Source organism: Streptomyces sp. NPDC048606 (assembly GCF_040650855.1).
Classification (GTDB): Bacteria; Actinomycetota; Actinomycetes; order Streptomycetales; family Streptomycetaceae; genus Streptomyces.
Window position 1 is genome coordinate 31,980 of sequence record NZ_JBEZIB010000005.1, and the last position, 22,885, is coordinate 54,864.

General features: G+C 76.2%; 19 protein-coding genes. 9 read left to right on the forward strand and 10 right to left on the reverse strand.

Translation table 11 applies throughout. The annotated features are described in order from the left end of the window. Positions 1 to 46: 46 nt before the first annotated feature. Positions 47 to 1,042: a hypothetical protein gene (locus tag AB0D01_RS07250; RefSeq protein ID WP_363054284.1), complete on the forward strand. Its 996-nt coding sequence runs from the start codon at positions 47 to 49 to the stop codon at positions 1,040 to 1,042. Further along, the gene (locus AB0D01_RS07255; RefSeq protein WP_363054062.1) at positions 1,039 to 1,869 is read left to right on the forward strand and encodes an alpha-L-glutamate ligase; all 831 of its coding nucleotides are present in this window, start codon (positions 1,039 to 1,041) and stop codon (positions 1,867 to 1,869) included. Before AB0D01_RS07250 ends, AB0D01_RS07255 begins: the two co-directional genes overlap by 4 nt. A gap of 101 nt (positions 1,870 to 1,970) precedes the next feature. On the opposite strand, the gene AB0D01_RS07260 is transcribed toward AB0D01_RS07255, so the two are convergent. Beyond that, positions 1,971 to 3,062 (reverse strand): DUF2330 domain-containing protein, encoded by a 1,092-nt coding sequence (locus tag AB0D01_RS07260; RefSeq protein ID WP_363054063.1) that lies wholly within the window; start codon positions 3,060 to 3,062, stop codon positions 1,971 to 1,973. 192 nt (positions 3,063 to 3,254) lie between these two features. Between AB0D01_RS07260 and AB0D01_RS07265 the strand changes: the two genes are divergently transcribed. Further along, positions 3,255 to 3,734, forward strand: coding sequence for a hypothetical protein (locus tag AB0D01_RS07265; protein ID WP_363054064.1), 480 nt, complete (start codon positions 3,255 to 3,257; stop codon positions 3,732 to 3,734). On the opposite strand, the gene AB0D01_RS07270 is transcribed toward AB0D01_RS07265, so the two are convergent. From AB0D01_RS07270 to AB0D01_RS07290, 5 genes are read right to left on the reverse strand one after another with little or no spacing between them, the layout of a single operon-like run. Beyond that, the gene (locus AB0D01_RS07270) at positions 3,715 to 4,422 is read right to left on the reverse strand and encodes an HAD family phosphatase (RefSeq protein ID WP_363054065.1); all 708 of its coding nucleotides are present in this window, start codon (positions 4,420 to 4,422) and stop codon (positions 3,715 to 3,717) included. The genes AB0D01_RS07265 and AB0D01_RS07270 overlap by 20 nt on opposite strands. Next, positions 4,419 to 5,558 (reverse strand): ABC transporter ATP-binding protein, encoded by a 1,140-nt coding sequence (locus AB0D01_RS07275; RefSeq protein WP_363054066.1) that lies wholly within the window; start codon positions 5,556 to 5,558, stop codon positions 4,419 to 4,421. The genes AB0D01_RS07270 and AB0D01_RS07275 overlap by 4 nt, the downstream gene beginning before the upstream one ends. Before the next feature lie 5 nt (positions 5,559 to 5,563). Continuing rightward, entirely contained in the window at positions 5,564 to 6,469 is a 906-nt protein-coding gene (locus AB0D01_RS07280) for an ABC transporter permease subunit (RefSeq protein WP_363054067.1), read from the reverse strand. Further along, positions 6,457 to 7,365 carry an ABC transporter permease subunit gene (locus AB0D01_RS07285; protein WP_363054068.1) on the reverse strand — a complete coding sequence of 303 codons (909 nt, stop codon included), beginning with the start codon at positions 7,363 to 7,365 and terminating at the stop codon, positions 6,457 to 6,459. Before AB0D01_RS07285 ends, AB0D01_RS07280 begins: the two co-directional genes overlap by 13 nt. Continuing rightward, positions 7,365 to 8,552: an extracellular solute-binding protein gene (locus AB0D01_RS07290; RefSeq protein WP_363054069.1), complete on the reverse strand. Its 1,188-nt coding sequence runs from the start codon at positions 8,550 to 8,552 to the stop codon at positions 7,365 to 7,367. Before AB0D01_RS07290 ends, AB0D01_RS07285 begins: the two co-directional genes overlap by 1 nt. A gap of 246 nt (positions 8,553 to 8,798) precedes the next feature. Between AB0D01_RS07290 and AB0D01_RS07295 the strand changes: the two genes are divergently transcribed. Further along, positions 8,799 to 9,548: a GntR family transcriptional regulator gene (locus AB0D01_RS07295; RefSeq protein WP_363054071.1), complete on the forward strand. Its 750-nt coding sequence runs from the start codon at positions 8,799 to 8,801 to the stop codon at positions 9,546 to 9,548. 453 nt (positions 9,549 to 10,001) lie between these two features. On the opposite strand, the gene AB0D01_RS07300 is transcribed toward AB0D01_RS07295, so the two are convergent. Beyond that, positions 10,002 to 10,841 carry a hypothetical protein gene (locus AB0D01_RS07300; protein ID WP_363054072.1) on the reverse strand — a complete coding sequence of 280 codons (840 nt, stop codon included), beginning with the start codon at positions 10,839 to 10,841 and terminating at the stop codon, positions 10,002 to 10,004. A 433-nt stretch (positions 10,842 to 11,274) separates the two neighbouring features. Here AB0D01_RS07300 and AB0D01_RS07305 point away from each other — a divergent pair, with 433 nt between their 5' ends. After that, entirely contained in the window at positions 11,275 to 11,568 is a 294-nt protein-coding gene (locus AB0D01_RS07305; protein ID WP_363054073.1) for an STAS domain-containing protein, read from the forward strand. Positions 11,569 to 11,640: 72 nt separating this feature from the next. Here the strand turns inward: AB0D01_RS07305 and AB0D01_RS07310 are convergent, their stop codons facing one another. Continuing rightward, on the reverse strand, positions 11,641 to 12,303 hold the full coding sequence (locus AB0D01_RS07310) for an ABC transporter ATP-binding protein (protein WP_363054285.1): 663 nt from the start codon (positions 12,301 to 12,303) through the stop codon (positions 11,641 to 11,643). Positions 12,304 to 12,613: 310 nt separating this feature from the next. Here AB0D01_RS07310 and AB0D01_RS07315 point away from each other — a divergent pair, with 310 nt between their 5' ends. The 4 genes from AB0D01_RS07315 (at position 12,614) to AB0D01_RS07330 (ending at position 21,194) form a co-directional block, all read left to right on the forward strand. Continuing rightward, complete coding sequence (locus tag AB0D01_RS07315; protein WP_363054074.1) at positions 12,614 to 15,871, forward strand: FtsX-like permease family protein; 3,258 nt, start codon at positions 12,614 to 12,616, stop codon at positions 15,869 to 15,871. Next, entirely contained in the window at positions 15,868 to 18,573 is a 2,706-nt protein-coding gene (locus AB0D01_RS07320; protein ID WP_363054075.1) for a hypothetical protein, read from the forward strand. Before AB0D01_RS07315 ends, AB0D01_RS07320 begins: the two co-directional genes overlap by 4 nt. A gap of 26 nt (positions 18,574 to 18,599) precedes the next feature. Beyond that, entirely contained in the window at positions 18,600 to 19,556 is a 957-nt protein-coding gene (locus tag AB0D01_RS07325; protein ID WP_363054286.1) for an ABC transporter ATP-binding protein, read from the forward strand. 117 nt (positions 19,557 to 19,673) lie between these two features. Continuing rightward, complete coding sequence (locus AB0D01_RS07330) at positions 19,674 to 21,194, forward strand: condensation domain-containing protein (RefSeq protein WP_363054076.1); 1,521 nt, start codon at positions 19,674 to 19,676, stop codon at positions 21,192 to 21,194. On the opposite strand, the gene AB0D01_RS07335 is transcribed toward AB0D01_RS07330, so the two are convergent. Both AB0D01_RS07335 and AB0D01_RS07340 read right to left on the reverse strand, forming a co-directional pair. After that, positions 21,184 to 22,428, reverse strand: coding sequence for a DUF6596 domain-containing protein (locus tag AB0D01_RS07335; protein WP_363054078.1), 1,245 nt, complete (start codon positions 22,426 to 22,428; stop codon positions 21,184 to 21,186). The genes AB0D01_RS07330 and AB0D01_RS07335 overlap by 11 nt on opposite strands. A gap of 62 nt (positions 22,429 to 22,490) precedes the next feature. Then, the gene (locus AB0D01_RS07340) at positions 22,491 to 22,847 is read right to left on the reverse strand and encodes a YciI family protein (RefSeq protein ID WP_363054079.1); all 357 of its coding nucleotides are present in this window, start codon (positions 22,845 to 22,847) and stop codon (positions 22,491 to 22,493) included. Between the last annotated feature and the right edge of the window lie 38 nt (positions 22,848 to 22,885).

Consider the following 22,885-nt stretch of genomic DNA (forward strand, 5'->3'; position numbering starts at 1 on the left):
GCCGGACGGAATCGGCGGAGGACGTCCGGGAAAGTTGGGGAAGACCATGAGGCTCTGCTTCCTGGTGGAGGAGCACTACCGCCACGACGGCATGCCGAACGAGGTGATCGGGCAGCTGACGGCGTGGGGCCACCGCGTCGACGTGGTCCGTCCCGGCGGCTCCCTGCTCCGCATGGCCGAGGTCGTCACCACCGGCGCGCACGACGCCTGGGTCCTCAAGACCGTCTCCGGTGGCCCCGGCCTGACCCTCCTGGAGGCCGCGGCCGCCGCCGGCGCCACCACCGTCAACGACGCCCGCGCCATCCGGGGCGTACGGGACAAGGCCCTCGCCGCCGCCATCGGGCACACCCACGGCCTGCCCCAGCCGGCCACGTACGCCCTCGCCCGACCCGAACTCCTCGCGGAGATACCCGAAGGGGAGTACCCCCTCGTCGTCAAGCCGGCCGACGGCAGCTCCGGCCGGGCCGTGCACCTGGTGCCCTCGCCGGACCGGATCGCCGACCTGCTGCCCGCCCTCGCGGGCGAGGGCATGCTCATCGCCCAGCCCTACGTCCCCAACCCGGGCACCGACGTCAAGGTGTACTGCGTCGACGGGGAACTCTTCGCGACCGAGCGCCGCTCCCCGCTGCACCCCGCGTCCGCGGTCCGCGAGCGCCGGGTGCCGCTGCCGCGCGAGGTGGCGGACATCGCCGCCCGGGTGGGCGAGGTGTACGGGCTGGACCTCTACGGGGTGGACGTGTTGCTGGGGCCCGACGGGCCGGTGGTGGTCGACGTGAACGACTTCCCGAGCTTCCGTCAGGTCCCCGACGCGGCGGCGCGGGTGGCGCGCGCCGTCCTGGAACTCGCCCGCCGCGGCGCCGGGCGGACCCCGGTCGGGGCGGTCGGTCCGGTCGGGGCGCTCGCACCCGTCGCGGCGACGCCGCTTGCGGCCGCGCCGGTTCCGGCCGCACCGGTTCCGGCACCGCGGCCGCCTCGGACGTACACCGCCGTGCCGGTCTCCGTACCGGCGCAGGTACCGGCGGGCGCGGGGGACGGCGCGTGAGGGTCGGCCTGATCACCCCGGATCCCGGACACCCCCTGCTCGCGGCCACCGCCGCGCTCCTGACCGGGGACCGGCACGCGGTGGAGGTGCTGGACCCCCGGGCGGGCGTGGCCGCCGCGGGCTCCGGCGCCCCCGCCGACGTGTACCTGCTGAAGGCGCGCACCCCGTCGGCGCTGGCGCTGGCCCGGGAACTGGAGCGGCGCGGGGCGCCCGTACTGAACTCGGCGGCGGCGACCGAACGCTGCCAGGACCGCACCGTGATGGCGGAGCTGGCCGAGCGCGCCGGGCTGCCGTTCGCGGCCACCCGCGCCTTCGGGTCGGCGGCGCTGCTGGTGTCGGCGTCCCGGCTGCCGTGGCCGATGGTGGTCAAGAGCCGGCGCAGCCGCAAGTACGACCTCGTGGCACGGGTCGACGACCCGGCCGGGCTGCGGGAACTGGCGTCCTCCTGGGCCGGGGAACCGGTCGTGGTCCAGGCGTTCGCCCCCAACGACGGCTGGGACCACAAGGTCTGGGTGGTCGGCGACCAGGTCTTCGCGGCCCTGCGCCGCTCCGAACTGGCACCGGACGACGGCAGCCCCGAGCGATCGGGCGTCCGTCTTCCCGACGGGTGGGCGGAGTTGGCCCTGCGGGTCGGCGAGGCCTTCTCCCTGGACGTCTACGGCGTGGACCTGGTCGCCACCGGCACGGGGGCACCCCTCGTCGTCGACGTCAACGCCTTCCCCGGCATCCGCCGCCAACCCGGCGCGCCCCGGGCCCTCGCACGCCTGGCCCTGGCCCGCGCCGCGGGCGCCCGCGACGCCGGAGCCGCGCTGTCGCGCCGGGCGTGAGCGCTCGCCGGTACGGACGCGCAGGGCCCCCGGGACGGCCGTGAACCCCTCGGGACCGCCGCACCGGGGCCCACGGGTCGGCGGCCGGACGGCGGAGGAGCTCAGGCGGTTACGGCGGCGGCGCGGGAGCGGCGTCCGCGCACCCGGACCACGCCGGCGGCGGCGCCGACGAGCAGGAGTCCGCCCACCGTCAGCAGCCACACGGGGACGCCGTCGCCGACGGTGAGCAGCTCCTCCCGGTACACGACGCGGCGGAAGGGGGTGTCCTTCGCGGTCGCCCGCAGTTCGTGGTCCCCGTCGATGCGGGCCGGTTCGGGGAAGCGCTGGTCGATCGCGGTGAGGAACGACCGCTTCGGCCCGCCCGTGAGCTCGGCGAGCGCCCCCCGGGTGGTGAGGGACCCCGCGAAGGTGACCTCGGGCCGGTCTCCGCCGATCGGGGACGCGGGTTCCATGCGGTGGTCCGCGAGGACGTACAGGCCGAGGGACTGCGGGCCGGCGGCCATGCGCGACAGGCGCATCGGGTAGACCGGGCGGTCGCTGTCGAAGCGGATCCGCAGCGGGTCGAGTTCGCCGCGCAGCGGCCGGTCCGACGTGCGGGGGGCGAGGCGGACGGCCACGTACTCCCACCCCCGCTCGACGTAGGGCCGCAGTTCGACGCCGAGCCGGTCGGGCAGCCGGAAGCCGTTGGTCTCCAGCCAGGTGCGCAGGGCGTCGGGGTCGCCCGCGGTCAGACGGGCCACGTCGAAGGGTCCGAGGCGTTCGCGGCCCACGACCGCGACGGCGGGACCGGCCGCGCCGGGCATCGGGGCGCCCGCGGTGTCACGGCCTCCGGAGGAGAAGGGCCAGTCGTCGCCCCGGGGCCAGAAGTGGGTACGGGTGCGGCGCTCGGGGCGGACGATCTCGGCGAGCTGGGAGAAGAGCGCGGGGTCGCCGAGCTCCACGGTCGCCCGTCCCGGCACCGGCATGATCCAGGCCGCGCTCCGGGCGTCACCGGTGACGGTGAACCGCATGACGATCTCCTCGGTCCGACCGTCCCAGCGCACGACGGAGGTCTCGCGGTCGACGCCGATCCGCGAGGCCGCGCCCGGGACCATCGCCCCGCAGCCGCAGGCGTGGGCCGGTGCGACGAGCGCGCCCACCTGGGTCGCGAGCAGCGCGAACAGCAGGGCCAGGGTCCTTCTCTTCCTCCACACGCGGTCTCAGACGAAGGGGGCCCGCATCCGGTTCCGCGGGGCCCGGGCGCGGCGGTCGGACGCGACGGACCCCCGGTCGGGTGCGGCGTACCGGGCGGAATCGGGGCAGGGCGCCGTCCCGGAACGGGTTCACCCTTGCGTGGGGGTGCCCCGCTCGACCCGGCGTGGGGCCCGCTCCCATACTTGGGCCTCATGAGAGGGACGGACAAGCCCCGCAGCAGCCCCCTGGTGCCCGATTCCGTGGAGGCCGAGATCGCCCGGCACGACTGGGCCGCCCTGGTGTGCGGCTGCGGTCGCCCGGCGGGACATCTCGCGGACATGCTGTGGGACGCCGCCGAGGGACACCCGGCCGCGTTCCACGCGCTCCAGGGCCACGTGTTCACCGGCACCCGGCTGTGGCCCCCCGCCCCGGCGGCCTGCGGGGTGCTGATGGCGGTGTGGTCGGCCGGGCCGCCCCGGCAGTCGACCCGTGACGCCCTGCTGTGGACGCTGCTGTCGCTGCTGAGCGCCGAGGACGACGGGACCGCGTACGAGGCCGGTCTGTACGGGCAGTGCGCCGCCCACGTCCGGGCGGGGCTCCCCCACCTGCGGTCGGGGGTGGGCGCCGCGCCCGGTACGACGACCGCCGCCTACGTGGAGGGCATCCTGGACATCATCGAGCTGTGCGCCTGAGGGCCCCGTCGGCGCGCAGAGCCCCCAGCGCCTCGGGGGTGACCTCCTCCAGGGAGGCCGCGAAGGTACGGGCCGCCGAGGCCGGCACCTCCAGCAGCGAGGGCACCACCAGCACCGCGCAGCCCGCCGCCTCGGCGGAGGCGGCGCCGTCCGGGGAGTCCTCGACGGCCACGCACGCGGCCGGGTCCAGACCCAGCCGGGCGGCGGCCTCCCGATAGGGGTCGGGGTGCGGTTTGGTGCGGGGGGTGTCGTCGGCCGAGAGGGTGAAGGCGAAGGGGACGTCGGCGAGCGCCCCGCCCACCACCGCGTCGACCACCACCCTCGGCGATGCGCTGACCAGGGCGAAGGGCACCCCGCGCGCCTCCAGGGCGGCGAGCAGCGCCCGCGCTCCGGGGCGCGGCGAGGAGCCGGCCTCGACCCGGCGGAAGAAGTCCTCGGTCAGCGCGGCCCCGACGGCGTCGGGGTCGCCGTGGCCGGCGACGCGTACGAGGTGGGCGGCGGTGTCGGCGACGGCGCGCCCGACGACCTCGGGGGCGTCCGCCGGTCCCAGGCGGTGGTCGAGTGCGGCCGCGACCTTCTCGGTGGTCAGCCACCACAGCACTTCGGTGTCGACGAGGGTGCCGTCCATGTCGAAGAGGACGGCGCGCGGGCCGGCGCCGGGGGCGAGGGCCGCGTCGGGGGCGCTCACGCCGCCGTCCCGACCGGTGCGGCCCCGTCCGCCCGTCCGGGCGCCGCGACCCGTTCCACGACGAGGACGGGCCGGTCGGCCGGCGCCGCGGTGGCCCGCGCGCCGGGCGCCAGCGCGCCGGCCTCGCGCGTGGGCACGTCGGCCTTGACCCGGGTGCCGCAGGGCAGGTCCAGGTGGAGGCGGGTGACGGCGCCGAGGAAGGAGGCCGACACGACGGTGGCGGCGCCGTCCGGGTCGGCGGCGACGGTGAGGTTCTCGGGGCGGACGAGGACCTCCACGTCCGGGGTGTGCGGCGTCGGGCCGTCCACGGGCAGGGTGCGGCCGGCGACCTCGACGCGTCCGGTGGGGGTGAGCCGTCCGGGCAGCCGGTTCATGGTGCCGACGAACCCGGCGACGAAGGCCGTCGCGGGGCGTTCGTACAGCTCGGCCGGGGCCGCGCACTGCTCCAGCCGGCCGGCGTTGAGGACGGCGACCCGGTCGGCCATGGACAGGGCCTCCTCCTGGTCGTGCGTGACGAAGACGGTGGTCAGGCCCAGGGAGAGCTGGAGGCGGCGGATCTCCTCGCGCAGGGTGGCCCGTACCTTGGCGTCCAGCGCGGAGAGCGGCTCGTCCAGCAGCAGCACGCGCGGGCGCAGGGCCAGGGCGCGGGCGAGGGCCACGCGCTGTTGCTGACCGCCGGACATCTGGTGCGGGTAGCGGTCGCCGTGTTCGGGCAGTCCGACCAGGTCGAGGAGTTCGGCGGCGCGTTCGCGGCGCCGCGCGGCGGGGACCTTGCGCACGCGCAGGCCGAAGGCCACGTTGTCGCGGGCGCTCAGGTTGGGGAAGAGGCTGTACGACTGGAAGACCATCCCGGCGTCGCGGCGGTGCGCGGGGACGCCGGTGATGTCCCGGCCGTCGACGAGGACCTCGCCGGAGTCCGCGGTCTCGAAGCCCGCGACCACGCGCAGGGCGGTGGTCTTGCCGCAGCCGGACGGGCCGAGCAGGGCGAGGAGTTCGCCGGGCTCCGCGGTCAGGTCGAGGCCGTCGAGGGCGACGGTCGAACCGAACGCGCGGCGCAGGGAGCGGAATTCGACGCGGGCGCCCTCGGGGGACGCGGCGGGCGACGGCTTCCGGACCGCGGGAAGGGTCGTGGACATGGGGGTCAGGACTCCTTGCGGGAGGTGGTGGGGGCCGGGGAGGCCGTGGCGGAGGCGGTTCCGGCCCGCGAGAGGAGGAGCAGCAGCAGCCAGGTCACGAGGAGGCTGAGGATGGACACGGCCACCGACATCCGTGCCTGGGATCCGGAGATCGACACGATCCACACGGCGAAGGGGCGGAAGCCCAGCAGCGAGGCGATGGTGAACTCGCCGAGGACCAGGGCCAGGGTGAGGAAGGCGGCTCCGGCGAGGGAGGACCTGAGGTTGGGGACCAGCACGCGCAGGACGACGTGGGGCCAGCTCGCACCGCAACTGCGTGCGGCCTCGACCAGCGTCGGCACGTCGACGGCGCGCAGTCCGGCGTCGAGGGAGCGGTGCACGAAGGGCAGGGCCAGGACCGTGTAGGCGAGGACGAGGACGACGGGGAAGTCCTCGTTCTGCACGGCGATGAACGTCTGGTAGAGCGGGGTCCGCGAGAGGTGCTCCGGCCCCCAGCGGAGCACGGTGGTGATGCCGGTGACCAGGGCGATGGGCGGCACCACCAGCGGCAGGGTGCACATCACCTCCACGACGGAGCGCAGGCGCGGCGCCCCGAGGCGCACGGCGACCAGGGCGGGGACGGCGAGCAGCAGGGACAGGGCGATGGTGGCCGCGGCCAGCCCGAGGGAGAGCAGGAGGCTCGTGGTGAAGCCCTCGGCCCCGAGGAGCTCGGTGTAGGCGTCGAAGGTGACGCCCCGGCCGGGGACGTGCACGGTGAACACGAAGGAGGCCAGGAGCGGCAGGAGGAAGTAGACGCCCGCCAGGGCGAGCACGGCCCCGCGCCACACCCGGGGGCGGGGGCGTGGGCGGCGCGGGGAGCGCGGGCCACGGCTTCGGGTGGGGTCCGCCGCGGTCGGTGTCATCGCAGCCATCGGGCGCTCCGTCGCTGGAGGGGCAGGTGGATCGCCATGACGAGGCCGGCGATCAGGATCATGTCGAGGCCGAGGGCGAGCGCCACGTTCTCCTGGCCGGTGAGCACGTTGCCCGAGAGGGCGTCCGCGATCTTCAGCGTGACCAGGGGGACGGAGCCGCCGACGAGGGCCGCCGCCGTCGCGTGGGCGGCGAAGGCGGTGCCGAAGAGCAGCACGAACCCGCCGAGCAGGGAGGGCGCGAGCACGGGCAGGCCGACGTGGCGCCAGAACTGCCATCCGCTGGCCCCGCTGTTGCGTGCGGCCTCGCGCCACTGCGGGCGCAGGCCGTCCAGGGCCGGGACGATCACGAGCACCATCAGGGGCGTCAGGAAGTACAGGTAGACCACGGTGAGCCCGGTGAAGGAGTACAGGTTCCAGCCGAGGGCGGTGAGGTCGCCGAGTCGGGTGACCACTCCGGAGATGCCGGCGGTCGCGATGAACGCGAAGGCCAGCGGTACGCCGCCGAAGTTGGCGAGGACTCCGGAGGCGGTCAGGGCCGCGCCGCGCAGGGCGGCGGAGCGCGAGGTGACCAGAGCCTGGGCCAGCAGCACGCCGAGCAGTCCGCCCAGGAGCGCGGTCAGGGCGGAGAGCTGGACGCTGCCGACGAGCGAGCCGAGGTAGGGGCCCTGGAGGGAGCGGCCGAGGTGCTCGCCGGTCAGGGCGGTGGCTCCGGTGGCCGTGTCGGTGCGGGTGACGGCGCCGAAGGCGATGGTGGCGAGCGGGACCCCGAAGCAGAGTCCGGTGAAGAGGAGGAGGGGAAGGGCGGCGAGCCAGGTGCGGGGGCCGCGCCGCCGGCGGCGCGGGGTGGTGCCGCCGGCGGTCCCCGTCGCGCGGGGGGTGGTGGTGGGGGCGGACATCAGCTGAGGGCCTTGTCCCACTTCTCGGCGAGGGTGGCCTTGGCCTTGTCCAGTTCGGCGGACTCCGGGAAGGTCGGGGTGCCCTGGACCTGCGGGAGCCGGCCGACGGCGTCCTTGTCGGCGGTGCCGTCCTGGGTCATGACGGGCAGCAGCACGGGGCGGGCGTGGCCCTTCAGCCAGATGTTCTGGCCCTCGGCGCTGTAGAGGAACTCCATCCACAGGCGGGCGGCGGCCGGGTTCGGGGCGTCCTTGTTGATGGCCTGCGAGTAGAACTGCGCGTAGACGCCGTCGGTGGGGACCGCGACCTTCCAGTCGACGCCCTTGCCCTTGAACTGCTCGGCGTACCCGGCGTTGAGGTAGTCCCAGTCGATCGAGATGGGCGTCTCGCCCTTCTCGACGGTGGCCGGGGTGGACTCGACGGGGATGAAGTTGCCGGACTTCTTCAACCGGCCGAAGAAGTCGATGCCGGGCTGGATGTCGCCGAAGGAGCCCTTGTTGGCGAGGGCCGCCGCGTAGACGCCGCCGAAGGCGGAGCCGGACTTGGTGGGGTTGCCGTTGAGGGCGACCTTGCCCTTGTACTCGGGCTTGAGGAGGTCCGCGAAGGTCTGGGGGCAGGTGCCGACGCGGGCGGCGTCGCAGCCGATGGAGACGTAGCCGCCGTAGTCGTTGTACCAGCGGCCGTCGGCGTCCTTCTGGGAGGCGGGGATCTTGTCCCAGGCGGTGACCCGGTACGGGGCGAAGAGGTTCTCGGCGGCGCCGCTGCGGGCGAAGGCGATGCCGAGGTCGAGGACGTCGGGGGCGCGGTCCTGTCCCTTGCGGGACTTGACGGCGGCGATCTCGTCGGCGCTGGCGGCGTCCGGGTTCTCACTGTTGATCTTGATCTTCGGGTACTTCGCCTGGAAGGCCTTCAGCATCTCGCCGTAGTTGGCCCAGTCCGGCGGCAGGGCGATGACGTTGAGCCGGCCCTCCTTCTCGGCGGCGGCGACGAGCGCGTCCATGCCGCCGAGGTCGGCGGCGGAGGCGGCGGTGGCCGGGCGGGCCTTGCCCTGGGCCGAGGCGCCGCCGGTGGCGCCGGTGGCGCCGGCCGGCGCTTGCGCGTCGGGCGCCGCGCCGCACGCGCTGAGCGTGGTCAGGACGGCGGCGCCGAGCAGTACGGCCGCGCCGCGGCGGGCGGTGGAACTGAGCACGGTCTCTCCCGGAGACGAGGGGGTCATGAAGCCGGATCACTTGTCTGGACAAGTTGGCTCCAGTTCGCCCGGGCCCGCTGTACGGACGGTGAACGGCGGCCGACCCGTGGAGCACGACTGGCGGAAGAGACGAGAATGACCGAAAGGGGTCGTGACAGGACCGGCCCGGATGGCCATCGATGATGATCGAGAGCGGCGGAGGCCGGACGGTCCGGGGCCGGCAGGTCCCGTCGAGGGGGAGCACGCATGGGTACGGCCCGATATCTGGAGATCGCGGAGGCGCTGCGCGGGGCGATCCTGTCCGGCACCTACCCGGTGGGCGCGCGACTGCCCTCGGAGAGCGACCTGGCGGCGCGCTGGTCCGCCTCGCGCGGCACCGTGCGCCAGGCCGTGGCCACGCTCGCCGCCGAGGGGCTCATCGGCTCCAGCCAGGGCGCGCGCAGGATCGTCCTGCGCCACGAACGCCGCCACAGCTTCGGCGAGTTGAACAGCTTCGCGCAGTGGGCCGAGGGGGTCGGCCACGAGGTGCGCAGCCGGTTCCTGTCCCGTACCCGGCGGCCGGCGACGGCGCGGGAGGCGGAGCGGCTCGCCGTGGCGCCCGGTACGGAGGTCCTCGCGGTGCTGCGGCTGCGCACGCTCGACGGGGAGCCGGCGATGGTGGAGCGCACCGCGTACGCCGACTGGGTGGCGGAGGCGGTCGAGGCGCTGGCCCCGGACTGCCGATCGGTCATGGACAGCCTGGCCGCGGAGGCCGGGATCGTGGCCCACTACGGCGAGCACCTCATCGACGCCCTCGCGGCCGGCAGCGAGGACGCCCGCCTGCTGGAAATCCGCCGCGGCAGCCCGCTGTTGCGCCAGCGACACGTCTCGGCCACCCGCACGGGCCGACCGATCGAGTGGTCCGACGACCGCTACCGGGCCGGCAGCGTCACCTTCAGTGTGAGCAACTCGGCGGTAGCCACCCCCTTGGAGCGCCACCCGGCCACCGAACACTGACGGGCCCGGGCCCGGTCGTGGGAGGCCGGTTCGGCAGCGGGCGCCGTCCTCACCGGCCGGAGCGCGCCGGTCCCGGTCGCGCGGGGCCGGCCGGGTGTGAACGGCCCGTCCCCCTCGGGGGCACCTCCCGCGCGCGTGCCGCACACCGGTCGGGGCGGCAGGCCGGCGCGGGCCGGCGGCCTCGCCGGCAAGGGGGCGCGGGGTCCCGTTCGCCGGGGCGGGCCGTTGCCTTCGGGGTCGCCCTCGCACCCCGCGCACCCGACTCCGGCGACGGGCCTCGGCGGGGCCGGCCGCGGAGCAGGGTCAGACATCGGCGGCGGCCTCGCCGGCAAGGGGGCGCGGGGTCCCGTTCGCCGGGGCGGGCCGTTGCCCTCAGGGTCGCCCTCGCGCGCGTGCCGCACACCGGCCTGGGTCCGGGGGCCGTGCGCGACCGACCCCGCCCGCGGAGCGGCCTCAGCCGTCGGCGGCGCCCGCCGCGCGGGCGGCGGACCGCCGGTGGGCCCGGGCCTCGCCGTGGCGGGCCTCGGCCCGTTCCACCGCCTCGTACGCCAGGTCCCGCTCGGCCCGCGCCCGTTGGGACTCCGCCTCCAGGCGGGCCAGCGTCGCGTCCGCCGCGGTGGCCCGGGCCACCGCGGAGCGCCGGACCTCCTCGGCCGTACGCAGTTCCTCCTCGGCTTCGACGAGGGCCCGCGCGGCGGCGTCGGCGGCCCGCGCGGCGGCCTCGCGGGCCTCGCGGGCGTCGCGGTCCTCGCGGGCGTCGGGCGCCGTCCGGCGGCCGGACGGTGGTGGCACGGCGCCCGGGTCGGCCTCCGGGAAGCGCGTCACCGGCTCGGGGACCCTCTCCAACCGCCCCGAGGCCCATTCCCGCGCCGTGTCGGGATCCGCCAGCACCGCGCGCAGGATCTGCTCCACCTCCTGCTCGACCGTGCCGGACACCTTCGTCCCGGCCTCCCGGGCCAGCCGTACGGCCTCGCGGGCGAGGGCTCCGATGACCACGTGCTGCTGGTGCGAGAGCTCGCGCAACTGCTCGCCGTCCAGGGAGCGGTGCGCCTCGCGCAGGGCCTGGCCGAGCTGGAGGAACTGCTCGACCTCCTCCTCCTTGGCGCGGACCAGGACGTTCGAGGCCCAGGCCGCGAGCGTCGGCCGGCGCAGCGCCGCGATCCGGCGGGCGGCCTCGGGGTCACCGGCCGTCCTCGCCCGGGCGGCGGCCGCCTTGCGCGCCGCCGTGAAACCGGCCGGGTGGGCGGCGTACAGCCCCTCGACCAGCGCGTCCAGATCATCGTGCGCGTCCACGTGCCCACTGTCGGCCATGTCCGCCCGCCTGCGGGGGACCACGCGCCCCCGCGCGCGCCGTCCGCCGGACGGGGCGCCGGAGCACGGCATCGGCACCGCCATCGGCACCGGGGCATGAGGATCCGGGTGGAGGCGGAAGATCGCCGGAACGGATCAGCGGAGCGCCCCACGCGGGTGAAGTGGCCGACCGGGCCGGTGTCCGCCCGGGGCGGGGGCCGTTGTGAGGGGTATGAACGCCCCCATACACCCGATAAGCGCACCGGTCCTGCCCTCGGCGGCCCCTTCTCCGGTGGCCGGCGGAGCACAGGCTCCGGGCGGCCCCGCACCGAAGGCAGCGGGGATCCTCGCCCCGTCCGGGCCCTCGGACCGGGCGGCCCCGTCGGCCCCCTCCGCCCCGCCGGACCCGGCGGACCCGCCCTCCCGCATACGGTCCGTGCTCCGCGGCGAGGTCCTCTCCCTCGGCCTGGCCGGGGAGTTCGACCACTTCACCTGCGCCCCCCTGTACGGCCTGCTCGACGAGGCGGCCGCCCGCGGCGCCCGCCGCCTCGTGCTCGACGCGACCCACGTCACCTTCTGCGATTCCGGCCTGCTGCACGTCCTGGAGCGCTGGGCCCGGACCGGAGGCACCTGGGAACCGTCCGGTACCTCCCGGCCGTTCCGGCTCCTGCTGGCCCTCTCGCACCGCCTGCGCCGGGCGTCCGCCGCCGGACGGCGGGTGAACGCGTGACCGCCACGCCACCCGTCACCGGCCGCCGGACCGCGCCCGCGCCCGCGCCCGCGCCCGCGCCCGCGCCCGCGCTCAGACGATCCGGCCGTCACGCAACTCCACGACCCTGTCGGCCAGTTGCATCAGTTCCGGATCATGGGTGGCCACCAGGGCGGTGACCGACTCGCTGCGCACCACCGCGCGCAGCAGCCGCATGATCGAGCGACCCGTCTCGGAGTCCAGCTGGCCGGTGGGCTCGTCCGCGATGATCAGGGCGGGCTCATTGGCCAGCGCGCGGGCCACGGCGACGCGTTGCTGCTGACCACCGGAGAGCTCCCCGGGCCGCTGGTCCGCGTGGTCGGCGAGGCCCACCAGGGCCAGGAGGGTGCGCACCCTCTCCTCCCGCGCGGCGGCGGGGACCTTGCGCATGCGCAGCGGGACGCCGACGTTCTCGGCGGCGGTGAGCACGGGGATCAGGCCGAACGACTGGAAGACGAAGCCGATCCGCTCGCGGCGCAGGGCGAGCCGGCCGCTCTCGTCCAGGTCGGCCAGGTCGGTGCCGTCGAGTGCGACGGTGCCGCCGGTCGGGGTGTCGAGTCCGCCGACGAGGTTGAGCAGGGTGGTCTTGCCGGAGCCCGACCGGCCCTTGAGGGCGGTGAGTTCGCCCTTGCGGGCCTCGAAGGAGACGCCGCGCAGGGCGTGTACGGTCCGCTCCCCCTCGCCGAAGCTGCGGCGCACGTCGCGTACGACGACCATCGCCGGCGCGCCCGCGCCCGCGCCCTCCCCCGCGACCGTGCCGGCGGCCGTGTCGTCCGGCGTTCCGTCGGCCGCGGTTCCCGCCGTGTCGCCGGCCGTTCCCGTGTCCCGTTGCTGCGTCATCGTGGCTCCCCCGGCTCCGCCGTCGGCCACGCCGTGGAGGGGCGCCGCCGGGCACGCTCGTACCTTCGTGACCGATTTTGCGCATCTGTCTCATCAATCACGCAAGTACCTTCCGTCGAACGCCCGAATCTGACAGCATCGTCCGCTATCCGGGACCAGTGGTCCGGACGGGGGAGGAAACAGGCACATGATCGGCTTCGTCGTGCGCCGGCTGCGCGGGCGATGGCCGCTCGCCGCCGCGGTGCTGCTCACCGTACTGATCACCACCACCGCGTTGACCGCGCTGCTCGCCTTCACCCGCACCGTCGGCGACGCCGGCACCCGCCGCGCGCTCACCGGCGACGGGGTCGCGCGCACCGCCGTGCTGCTGACCACCGAGCACGGCGCGGGTGCCCGCGCCGAGGACGACGCGGCCGTACGGGCCTTCGCGCGCGAGGTGTTCGGTCGACTGCCCGTCGGCGTCGAGACCGTGCCGCGCGGCCGCTCGTACGGGCTGCCCGGCGCCCGCCCGCCCGGCCGGGACGCCGACCTGACCGTGCTCGCGGGCCTGGACCGCGCGCGCGTACGCCTCCTCGCGGGCCGGTGGCCCGAGGCCGTGGAGCGGCGCCCGGACCGGGTACCGGTGGCCGTGCCCCAGGCGGCCCTGCGACGACTGGGGTTGGCCGAGGGGACCCTGCCCGCCGAGGTGCGGCTGGAGGACCGCTACGGCGGCGCCCCGCTGGAGGTACTCGTCACCGGCGTCTACCGGGCGACCGAGCCGGAGGCCCCCTACTGGCGGCTCGACCCCCTCGGGGGGCGGGAGTTGCAGATCGGCGCCTTCACCACCTACGGCCCGATGCTGGTCGACGACTCCGTCTTCACGCTCGGCGGGGTCCCCCAGAACGGGCGTGCCACGCTGCTGACCCCCGACCTGTCCGCGGCCCGCCCGGCCGACGTACGGGAGCTGGGCGAGCGCGCGTCCCGGACCGTCGACGCGAAGGTGCCGTCCGGGTTCGCCGTGCACACCGAGCTGCCGCGCTTCCTGGACGACCTGCGGGCGGCGCAACGGGTGGCCCGCTCCACCCTGTTGGTCGGCGCGCTCCAACTCGCCGTCCTCGCCTCGGCCGCGCTGCTGCTGGTGGCCGGCCTGCTGACGCGGCGCCAGGAGGCCGAGCGGGTGCTGCTGATCGCGCGCGGCGCCTCCCGACGGCGGCTCGGGGCGCTCTCCGCGACCGAGTCCCTCTTCCTCGCCCTGCCGGCGGCGCTCCTCGCCCCGCTGCTGGCCCCGCTCCTGCTGCGCCTGATCGGCGGCCACGGGCCGCTCGCGCGGGTCCCCTTCGACACGGCCCCGCACGCCCTGCTGTGGCCCGCCGCCGCCTGCCTCGCCCTGCTGTGCGTGCTGTTGACGACGCTGCCCGCCCTGCTGCGCGGCGCGGGCGCCGCCGCCCTGCGCTTCGGCGGACGCCGGCGGGCCCTGGTGTCGGGGGCGGCCCGCTCCGGCGCCGACCTCGCCCTGGTGGCCCTGGCCGTCCTCGCCTACAGCCGGCTCTCCGCGTACAGCGGCGACGGCGCGGACACCGGGCCGGGCGAGGACCTCGGGGTGGATCCGGTCCTGGTCGCGGCTCCGACCCTGGCGCTGTGCGCGGGCACCCTCCTCGTCCTGCGGCTGCTGCCCCTGGCGGCCCGGCTCGGCGGACGGATCGCCGCCCGCGGTCGGGGGCTCGGTCCCGCGCTCGTCGGCTGGCAGCTCGCCCGCCGGCCCGGGCGGGTCGGCGGCCCCGTCCTGCTGCTCGTCCTCGCCGTGTCCAGCGGGGTCCTCGCCCTGGGCCAGCACACCGCCTGGACCGCCTCCCAGCGCGACCAGGCCGACTTCGTCTCCGCCGGCGGCCTGCGGATCACCGGCAGCGACCTGCCGCCGCTGGGCCGGGGCGGACGGTACGCGGCCCTGCCCGGCGGCGAGCGCGTCACCCCGGTGATCCGTACCGTGCAGGACCTGCCCGACGGGAGCAAGGGGGACCTCCTCGCCGTGGACGCCCCCGCGTTCGCGCGGCGCGTGCCGCTCCGGGCCGACCTGCGCGAAGGGCGCTCCATGGAGGAGCTGTTCACCCCGCTCGCCGGGGCCTCCCCCCGCCCGGCCGGCATCGCCCTGCCGGGCCGCCCGCAGCGCGTCGACCTCGACGTGAGCGTACGGGCGTCCCTGACGAGCGGGGTCCCGTCCGTCTCCCTGCTGCTGCGCGACCGCCACGGCGTGACGTACCGCTCCCCGCTGGCCGAGCTGCCCGCCGGCGGCCGGGCCACCGTCGCGGTGGACCTCACCCCCCTGACGGGCGCCCCGATCGGGTCCGCCGCCGTGCCGCTGGACGTCGCCGGGATCGCCGTGACCTTCGGGGGCGCCGTCCCCACGATCGGCGGGGGCGGTTCCACGGACCCCATCGAGGCCGAACTCACCCTGCACCGGGTGGCGGTGGCCGAGTCCGCCGACGGGTCCGCCGCTGCGGTGACGGCGTCCGCGCCGGCCTGGCACCTGTCAGCGCCGACCCTCCGCGACGGGCGTCCGGCCGCCGCCCTGCCCCGGCCCGACGCGGCGGACGGCGGCGCCCTGTTGCGTCTGGCGTACCGTGCCCCGTCCCCCGTCCCGGGCGGCTACCAGACCGTCCTGACCACGGCCGGGGCGCCGGCGTCCGAGATCCCGGGCCTGGCCACCCACGCCTACCTGAAGGCCATCGGCTCGGCGGTCGGCGACCTGGTGCCGGTCCGCCTCGGCGTCGACACCGTCGCCGTCCGCGTCACGGCGGCCGTTGCCTCCCTGCCGGTGGTCGGGGACACGGCGTTGGCGGTGGACCTCGGCGCGGCCGGCCGGCTGATCGCGGCCAAGGAGGGCCACGACCTGCCCCCGCCCGACGAGTGGTGGCTGCCCGCCGCCTCGGCGGACGACCCGGCGCCCGCCCGGGCGGCGGAGGCCCTGCGGGCGCAGGCGGGCCGGCAACAGCTGGTGCTGCGCGAGGAGACGGCCGCCGCCCTGCTCGACGACCCCCTGAGCGCGGGCCCGCAGGCGGCGCTCGGCGCGCTCGCCGCGGCCTGCGCCGTGCTCGCCGCCATCGGGTTCGCCGCGTCCGCGACGGCCGCGGCCCGCGAGCGCGGCCGCGAGTACGCGATCCTGCTGGCGCTGGGCGCCGACCGCGGCGCCCTCGGCCGGACGACCGCCGCGGAGAGCGGGCTGCTCGTGGGGCTCGGCGCCGCCGTGGGCCTGGGGCTGGGCGTGGCCGTCACCCACCTGGTCGTCCCCCTGGTGGTGCTCGACGCGGGCGCCCGGCGTCCGGTGCCCGAGGTGCTGGTGGACCTGCCCGGTACGCGGCTGCTGCTCCTGACCCTCGCCATCGCCGCGCTGCCGCTCCTGTCGGCCGCGCTCGGCGGTCGCGGACGACGCGATGTGGCCGTGCGGCTGCGGCACGTGGAGGAAATGTGACCAGCCCGTCCACCGGGGCCGGCTGGGTGCGGACCCGGTTGCGGGCCGCTCCCGGGCCCGCCGCCCTCGCCGCGCTCCTCGCCTTCGTCTCCGTCCTGCTCGCCACCGCCCTGCCCCGGGCCCTGGACCGGGGCGCCGACCAGGCCCTGCGCTCCTTCCTGGGCTCCGCCGGTCCGGCCGCCGGCAGCCTCCACGTCCGCGCCGACGTGAAATCCGGGCCGCAAACCCCCCAGGGGCTGGACTCCACCCTGGAGGTCCTGCGCTCGCGGATCGCGTCCGCCGCCTTCGCCACGGCCCCCGACGGCCCCGTGCACGGCACGACCGGCAACAAGCCGCGCCCGCTGTCCAATCCCGAACTCACCCGGCCCGCCGACGAGATCGACCCCACCCTCCAGCTGCTGTTCCTGCCCGAGGCCCGTTCCCACGCCCGGCTGGTGGCCGGCCGCTGGCCGGACGGCGGCTCCGCCGACGGGCCCGTGCCGGTGGCGATGTCCCAGAGCGCGGCCGACACCCTCGGGGCGAAGCTGGGCACCGTCCTGCGGGCCCGACCCGACGTCTCCGGCCAACTGAACGCCGAGATCGTCGGCCTGTACACCGCCGACGATCCGGACGGGGTCTACTGGACGGGCCTGCTGTGCCCCACCCGGGCCTGCCACCCCGTCGGTCCCGGCTGGGCCACCTCGGCCCTGGTGGGACCCGATGCGCTGGAGCGGATCGGCCCGTGGGGGTCGGGTGCCGTGGACTTCTGGCGGATCCCGGTGGACACCGGGGCGCTGCGCGCCGACCGGTTGTCGGCCACCGCCGACGACGTCGCCTCGTACGTGGCCGGCCCGACCGCGTCCGCCCTGGCCCGCGACACCGGGCGGGCGGACCTGCGGATCACCTCGGAGCTGCCGAGGCTGTTCAAGGAGGCCCGGGAGCGCCGGCAGGCCGCCGCGCCGCTCGCGGCGATCGGTCCGGCCGGGCTCGCCGGCGTGGCGCTCGTCGTGTTCTGCCTGGCCGCGGCCCTCACGGCGGCCCGCAGGGAGGCGGAGCTGCGGCTGCTGCGCGCCCGGGGCGGCTCCCGCGCCGGGATCGTCCGCCGGGTCCTGGCCGAGAACGCCGTCACGGTGCTGCCCGCCGCGCTGCTCGGGGCCCTGCTGCCCCTCGTGCTGCTGCCGACGCCCCGGATACTGCCCGCGCTGTGCGCCGCGGGGGCCGTCACGCTCGCGCTCCTCGCGGCCCTGCCGGTACGGGCCTTCGTACTGGTGTCGCCCGAGCGCGGGCCCGCGCCCCGGCGCCGGCTCGTGGCCGAACTGCTGGTCCTCGCCGCCACGGTGGCGGCGGTGCTCCAGGTCCGCCGCCGGGGGGTCGCGCCGGCGGGCGCGGACCTCGACCCGCTGCTGATCGCCGCGCCCCTGCTGCTCGCCCTGAGCGGCGGCCTGTTGCTGGCCCGTCTGCTGCCCGTCCTGGTCGGGGCGCTGTCCCGGGTGGCGGGGCGGCGGCCCGGTCTGATCGGCTTCCTGGGCCTGGCGCGGGCGGCCCGGGGCGCGGGAGGGCGCGCACGGCCACCCGTACTGCCCCTGATCGCGCTGCTGGCGGCGGTGACCACCGGCGGTTTCGGGGCCACCGTCCTGAGCTCCGTGGAGTCCGCGCGCACGACCGTCGCGCGGGCCGACGTCGGCGGCGACGCCCGGGTCTCGGCGCCGCCGTGGGCCACGGTGCCCCGGGGGTTCGTGGAGGCGGCGGGCGCGCTGCCCGGCGTACGGACCTCCCTCGGGTTGTGGATGGACCACGAGGCGTTCGTCTTCGGCACCGACCGGGGCTTCGCGCAGACCACGGTGATCGTGGCCGATCCCCGGCGCTACGCCGAGCTGGCGCGGGTCGTGGGGCGCGGACAGATCGACCCGGGGCCGCTGTCGGGCCCGGACGCGGGCGCCGACGCCCCGGTGCCCGCCCTGTTCAGCAGGGAACTGGACGGGCAGAGCCCCGACGGGGTCTACCGGCTGCGGCTCGGCAACGGCGAGGAGCTGCGGGCGAGGTCGGCCGGGGTGGTCAAGGGCTCCCCCGCCCTGTCGGGCGACGCGCGGGCGATCGTGGTGCTGCCCGCCGGCCCGGTCACCGCCCGGATCGCCGCGACGGCCGGGGCCACGCACTGGTTCGCCCTCGGGTCCGTCGGCGAGGACCGGTTGAAGGCGCTGATGGAGGCCTCCGCGCCGGCCGGGACGGCCGACCGCTACCTGGTCCGCACGAGCGGGGGCGCCGTCGAGGCGCTCGCCTCGGACCCGTTGCAGAGCTCCGCGGAACGGCTGTTCTGGGCCTCGCTCGCGGGGGCCGCGGGCTTCGCGGTGCTGGCCGTGCTGCTCACGCTCGCGCGGACGGGCCCGGACCGGGCCGCCCTGTTGGCGCGGTTGCGGACGATGGGGCTGCGGCCCCGGCAGGGCGTGGCGCTGATCGTCGCGGAGTCCCTGCCGCAGGCGGTGGTGGCGGCCGTCGGCGGCGCCGGCGTCGCGGCCTGCGCCGTGCTGCTGCTCGGCCCGGCCGTGGACCTGTCGACGCTGGTCGGCTCCGACGTGCCCGTCGGGGTGCGGTTCGCGGCGGCGCCCGTGCTCACGCAGGCGCTCGGCCTGGCCGCGTCGGTGGCCGCGGCCGTGCTCGTCGAGGCGGCGGTGTCCGGCCGGCGTCAGATCACCACCGAGTTGAGAGCGGGAGACCGACCTTGAACACCGAAGCGCCCACGTACGAGGAGCTGCGCCGCCAGGCGCTGGCCGCGGCCGAACCGCGCGTCCGGTCGGCCGACGCGGCCATCGTCTGCGACCGTCTGGTGCGGATCTTCAGCACCGCCGGGGTGGAGGTGCAGGCGCTCCAGGGTCTGGAACTGAGCGTGGCCCGGGGTGATCTGGTGGCTCTGGTCGGCGCGTCCGGCAGCGGCAAGTCCACGCTGCTCAACATCCTGGCCGGGCTGGACGTCCCCACCGCGGGCCGGGCCTCGGTCGACGGCTACGACCTGCTGGAGATGTCCGCCAAGGACCGGCTGCGCTACCGGCGCGAGGCGGTCGGCTTCGTCTGGCAGCAGACGGCCCGCAACCTGATGCCCTTCCTGACGGCCGCCCAGAACGTCGTCCTGCCGATGCGGTTGAGGGGCGGCGGGCGGCGCGCCGGCGCCCGACACGCGCGGCGGGCGGCCGACCTCCTGGAGGCGCTGGGCATCGGCGACCTCGCCGACCGCCGTCCCGACGGGCTCTCCGGCGGCCAACAGCAGCGCGTCGCGATCGCGGTGGCCATGGCCAACGACCCGGCGGTGCTGCTCGCCGACGAACCGACGGGCGAGCTGGACTCCGAGACCGGCGAGGCCGTCTTCGAGGCGTTCCGTACGGTCAACCGGGAGCTGGGCGCGACCGTGGTGATCGTCACCCACGACCCGATGGTGGCGGGCGAGGTGCGCCGCACGGTGGCCATCCGCGACGGCCGCACCAGCAGCGAGGTGCTGCGGCGCACCGTCACCGACGAGGACGGAACCGAGTCGGTCAGCGAGCGGGAGTACGTGATGTTGGACCGCACGGGGCGGGTGCAGCTGCCGCACAAGTTCCTGGAGGCGCTCGGCATGGAGCACCGGGTCGCCGTCGATCTCGCCGCCGACCGCATCGAGGTCCGTCCCGACGACGTGGACGCCGGTCCGGGCCCGGGCCGGTCGACCGCCGGTTGACGCGCCGGTGGCCTCCCGTCCACCGCCTCGACGTGCCGCGGCGGCGCGGGCGTCACTTCCGTGGTCCGGGTGTCGTTAGGCGCTCGGGGTTGACTCGGGGGGCGAAGGGATGACGGAATGCGGCAGTTTCCTCTGGAGATGCACCACCTGGCGCCGGGACGCGTGGTCGAGTGGAGGTTGCGGTCCACGGCCGCGGAGGGCGCGGCGACCGCGACCGCCCCGCTCCCGGTGCCGGCCGCCCGGTCCGGCTCCGACGGTCCGCGACGGTCGGAGGGGGTGGGCAGGAGGGCGTCCTTCAACCAGGACAAGCACTTCACGGTCGCCGAGGAGAGCCGCGGGGCCGACGACCCGGTCGCGTCCTGGTTGGCCGTCACGTTCGAGATCGACGGCCCGCTCGACGAGGAGGCCCTCTCCAGGGCCCTGTTGGGGCTGGTCGGGCGGCACGAGGTGCTGCGGTGCGAGTTCCGGCGGCTGGCCGGCGAGCTGGCGTGCGAACCCCTCGCCGCCGATGAACTGGCTCTGGAACCGGTGCACATGGCCACCTTCGAGGAGGCCGGCGCGCTGCGCGAGTTCCTGGTGGAGCGCTTCAAGCGCAGCATCGACACCCTGTCGTGGCCGCTGTTCACGATGGGCGCGGTCCTGCGGCCCGAGTCGGCGACGGTCTACCTCGCCTTCGACCACATCGTCTGCGACGGCATGTCGATGCCGATCGTGGTCCGCGAGGTGTGCACGGAGTACGAGGCCCTGCGGCGCGGCGGGCACCCGGAGCAGGCCGATCCGCCCAGCTACCTGGACTTCGCGGAGGAGCAGCGGCGCCGCTACCTGTCCATCGACGTCGCCGACGACCGCCTGGACTACTGGAAGTCGTTCATCGCGCGCAACGGGGAGTTCTTCCCGCGCTTCCCGCTCGACCTGGGCGTCGAGCCGGACCGGATGTACCCGATCGTCAACGAGGCCTCCACCCTCCTGGACGCCGCCGAGGCGGAGGTGTTCGAGAAGGTCTGTCACGAGGTGGACGCGAAGCCGTTCATGGGCGTGCTCGGTTCGGTCGCGGTCTGTCTGCGCGAGGCGGGCGGTCCCGGTGTCTACCGGGGGTTCATGCCGGTCAGCGAGCGCGGGCGCGGTGCGTGGAACGACGCGGTGGGCTGGTTCGTCAACACCATGCCGATCGAGTTCGACGCCTCGCCGGGGCGGGACTTCGCGCAGGTGATGGCTTCGGTGCGGGCCGGGTTCGGGGAGATGATCCGGCACATCGACGTCCCGTTCGTACGGGCCTGGGAGTTGCTGGCGCCCGAGCAGTTCGCCGCACGCTCGTGGCCGTACCCGGTGAACTTCTTCTCCTACCTGGACATGCGCAAGTGCCCGGGCGCCGAACACCACGACACGTGGCGGCCCACGACGCACGTGTGGTCCGCGCGGGCGAACGGCGCCTGTTCCTGGTTCCAGCGGGACGCGGACGGGCTGCACATGAACTCGATCTACGTGGACACGGCGGCCGCGCGGCGCACGATGGGCGACTTCCAGGAGGCGTTGCGGGCGACGGTGCGCGGCATCGCGCGCTCGGGCGGGTTCCGCCGGCCGGTCGCGCTGACGCCGCCGCGCCGGACGCGGGACAGCGGGGCGCCCGTCAGGGGCTGAGGTCCCGCAGGGCGGCGGCGCGGGCCAGCAGCAGGTCGCGTTCCCTGGCGTTGTGGGTGAGGGCCGCCGCCCGTTCGAACTCGGCCCGTGCCTCGGCGCCGCGCCCGAGCCGCTCCAGCAGGTCGCCGCGCACGCTCGGCAGCAGGTGGTAGGAGCGCAGCGCGCTCTCGTCCGCGAGGGCGTCGACCAGGGGCAGGGCCGCGGCGGGGCCTTCGGCCATGGAGACGGCGACCGCCCGGTTCAGCTCGACGACCGGGGAGGGGGTCAGCCGGGCGAGGGCGGCGTAGAGGGCGGCGATGGCCGCCCAGTCGGTGTCCTCGTAGCGGACGGCGGTGGCGTGGCAGCCGGCGATGGCGGCCTGGAGGGAGTACGGGCCGGTGCCGGCGCGTGCCAGGGCCAGGGTCCCGCGTCGGATGAGCAGGCGGTTCCAGCGGGTGCGGTTCTGGTCGGCGAGGAGCACGGGCTCACCGTGCGGGCCGGTGCGGGTGGCGGTGCGCGAGGCCTGGAACTCCAGCAGCGCGCACAGCCCGTGCGCCTCGGGCTCCCGTGGTGCGAGGGCGGTGAGGAGCCGGGCCAGGCGCAGGGCGTCCTCGCAGAGCGCGGGGCGCAGCAGGTCGTCGCCGGCGGTGGCGGAGTAGCCCTCGTTGAAGATCAGGTAGATGACCTCCAGGACGGAGCCGAGGCGCGCCTCGCGGTCGGCACCGTGGGGGACCTCGTAGGGCACCGCCGCCTTGGCCAGGGTCCGCTTCGCGCGGACGATGCGCTGGGCGACGGTCGGCTCGACGGTCAGGAAGGCGCGGGCGATCTCCCGGGTGGTGAGGCCGCCGACCAGGCGCAGGGTCAGGGCGATGCGGCCCTCCGTCGACAGGACGGGGTGGCAGGCGGTGAAGACCAGGCGCAGCAGGTCGTCGTCGATGTCGTCGGGGTCGGCCGGGTCGGGCGGCGGCGGTACGTCCTCCAGGGCGCGGCCGACCTCGGCGAGTTTGCGGGCGTAGGTCTCGCGGCGGCGGACGAGGTCGACCGCCCGGTGTCGGGCGGTGTTCATCAGCCAGGCGCCGGGCCGGTCGGGGACGCCCGCGTCGGGCCACTGTTCCAGGGCGGCGACGAGGGCGTCCTGGGCGATCTCCTCGGCGATGCCCACGTCCCGCACGATCCGGGCCACGGCGGCGATGATCCGCGCGGACTCGATCCTGAACACCGTTTCGACCGCCCGGGTCGTACTCGCTGCCGTCACGGCCACCCATCAGAGCAGCCGTGACGGAGCGGGGCAAACGCGCCGCCGGGGCGGCGCGGGGCTCACATCGCGGCGATCTCCCTGACCTCGGCGCCGACGTGCCAGCTCTCGGGGTGGGTCTCCAGGAAGCGGGTGGTCCACTCGACGGCCTCGGCCTTGTCCTTGCACTGGAGGAGGGCGTAGCCGCCGACGACCTCCTTGGTCTCGGTGAAGGGGCCGTCGGTGAAGGTGGTCCGCCCGCCCGACCAGGTGATCCGGGTGGCCTCGGCGGTGGGGAGCAGGCCGGCGGTGTCGAGCATGACCCCGGCCTTGGTGATCTCCTCCAACAGGGCGCCCATCCGCTGCTCGAAGTCCGCCGGGAAGTTCTCGGGCGGCAGGTTCTGCTCGTCGATGCGGATCAGGGTCAGGAAGCGCGGCATGGTGACTCCTCGGTCGGTGGGGCGGCGGGGTCCTCCCC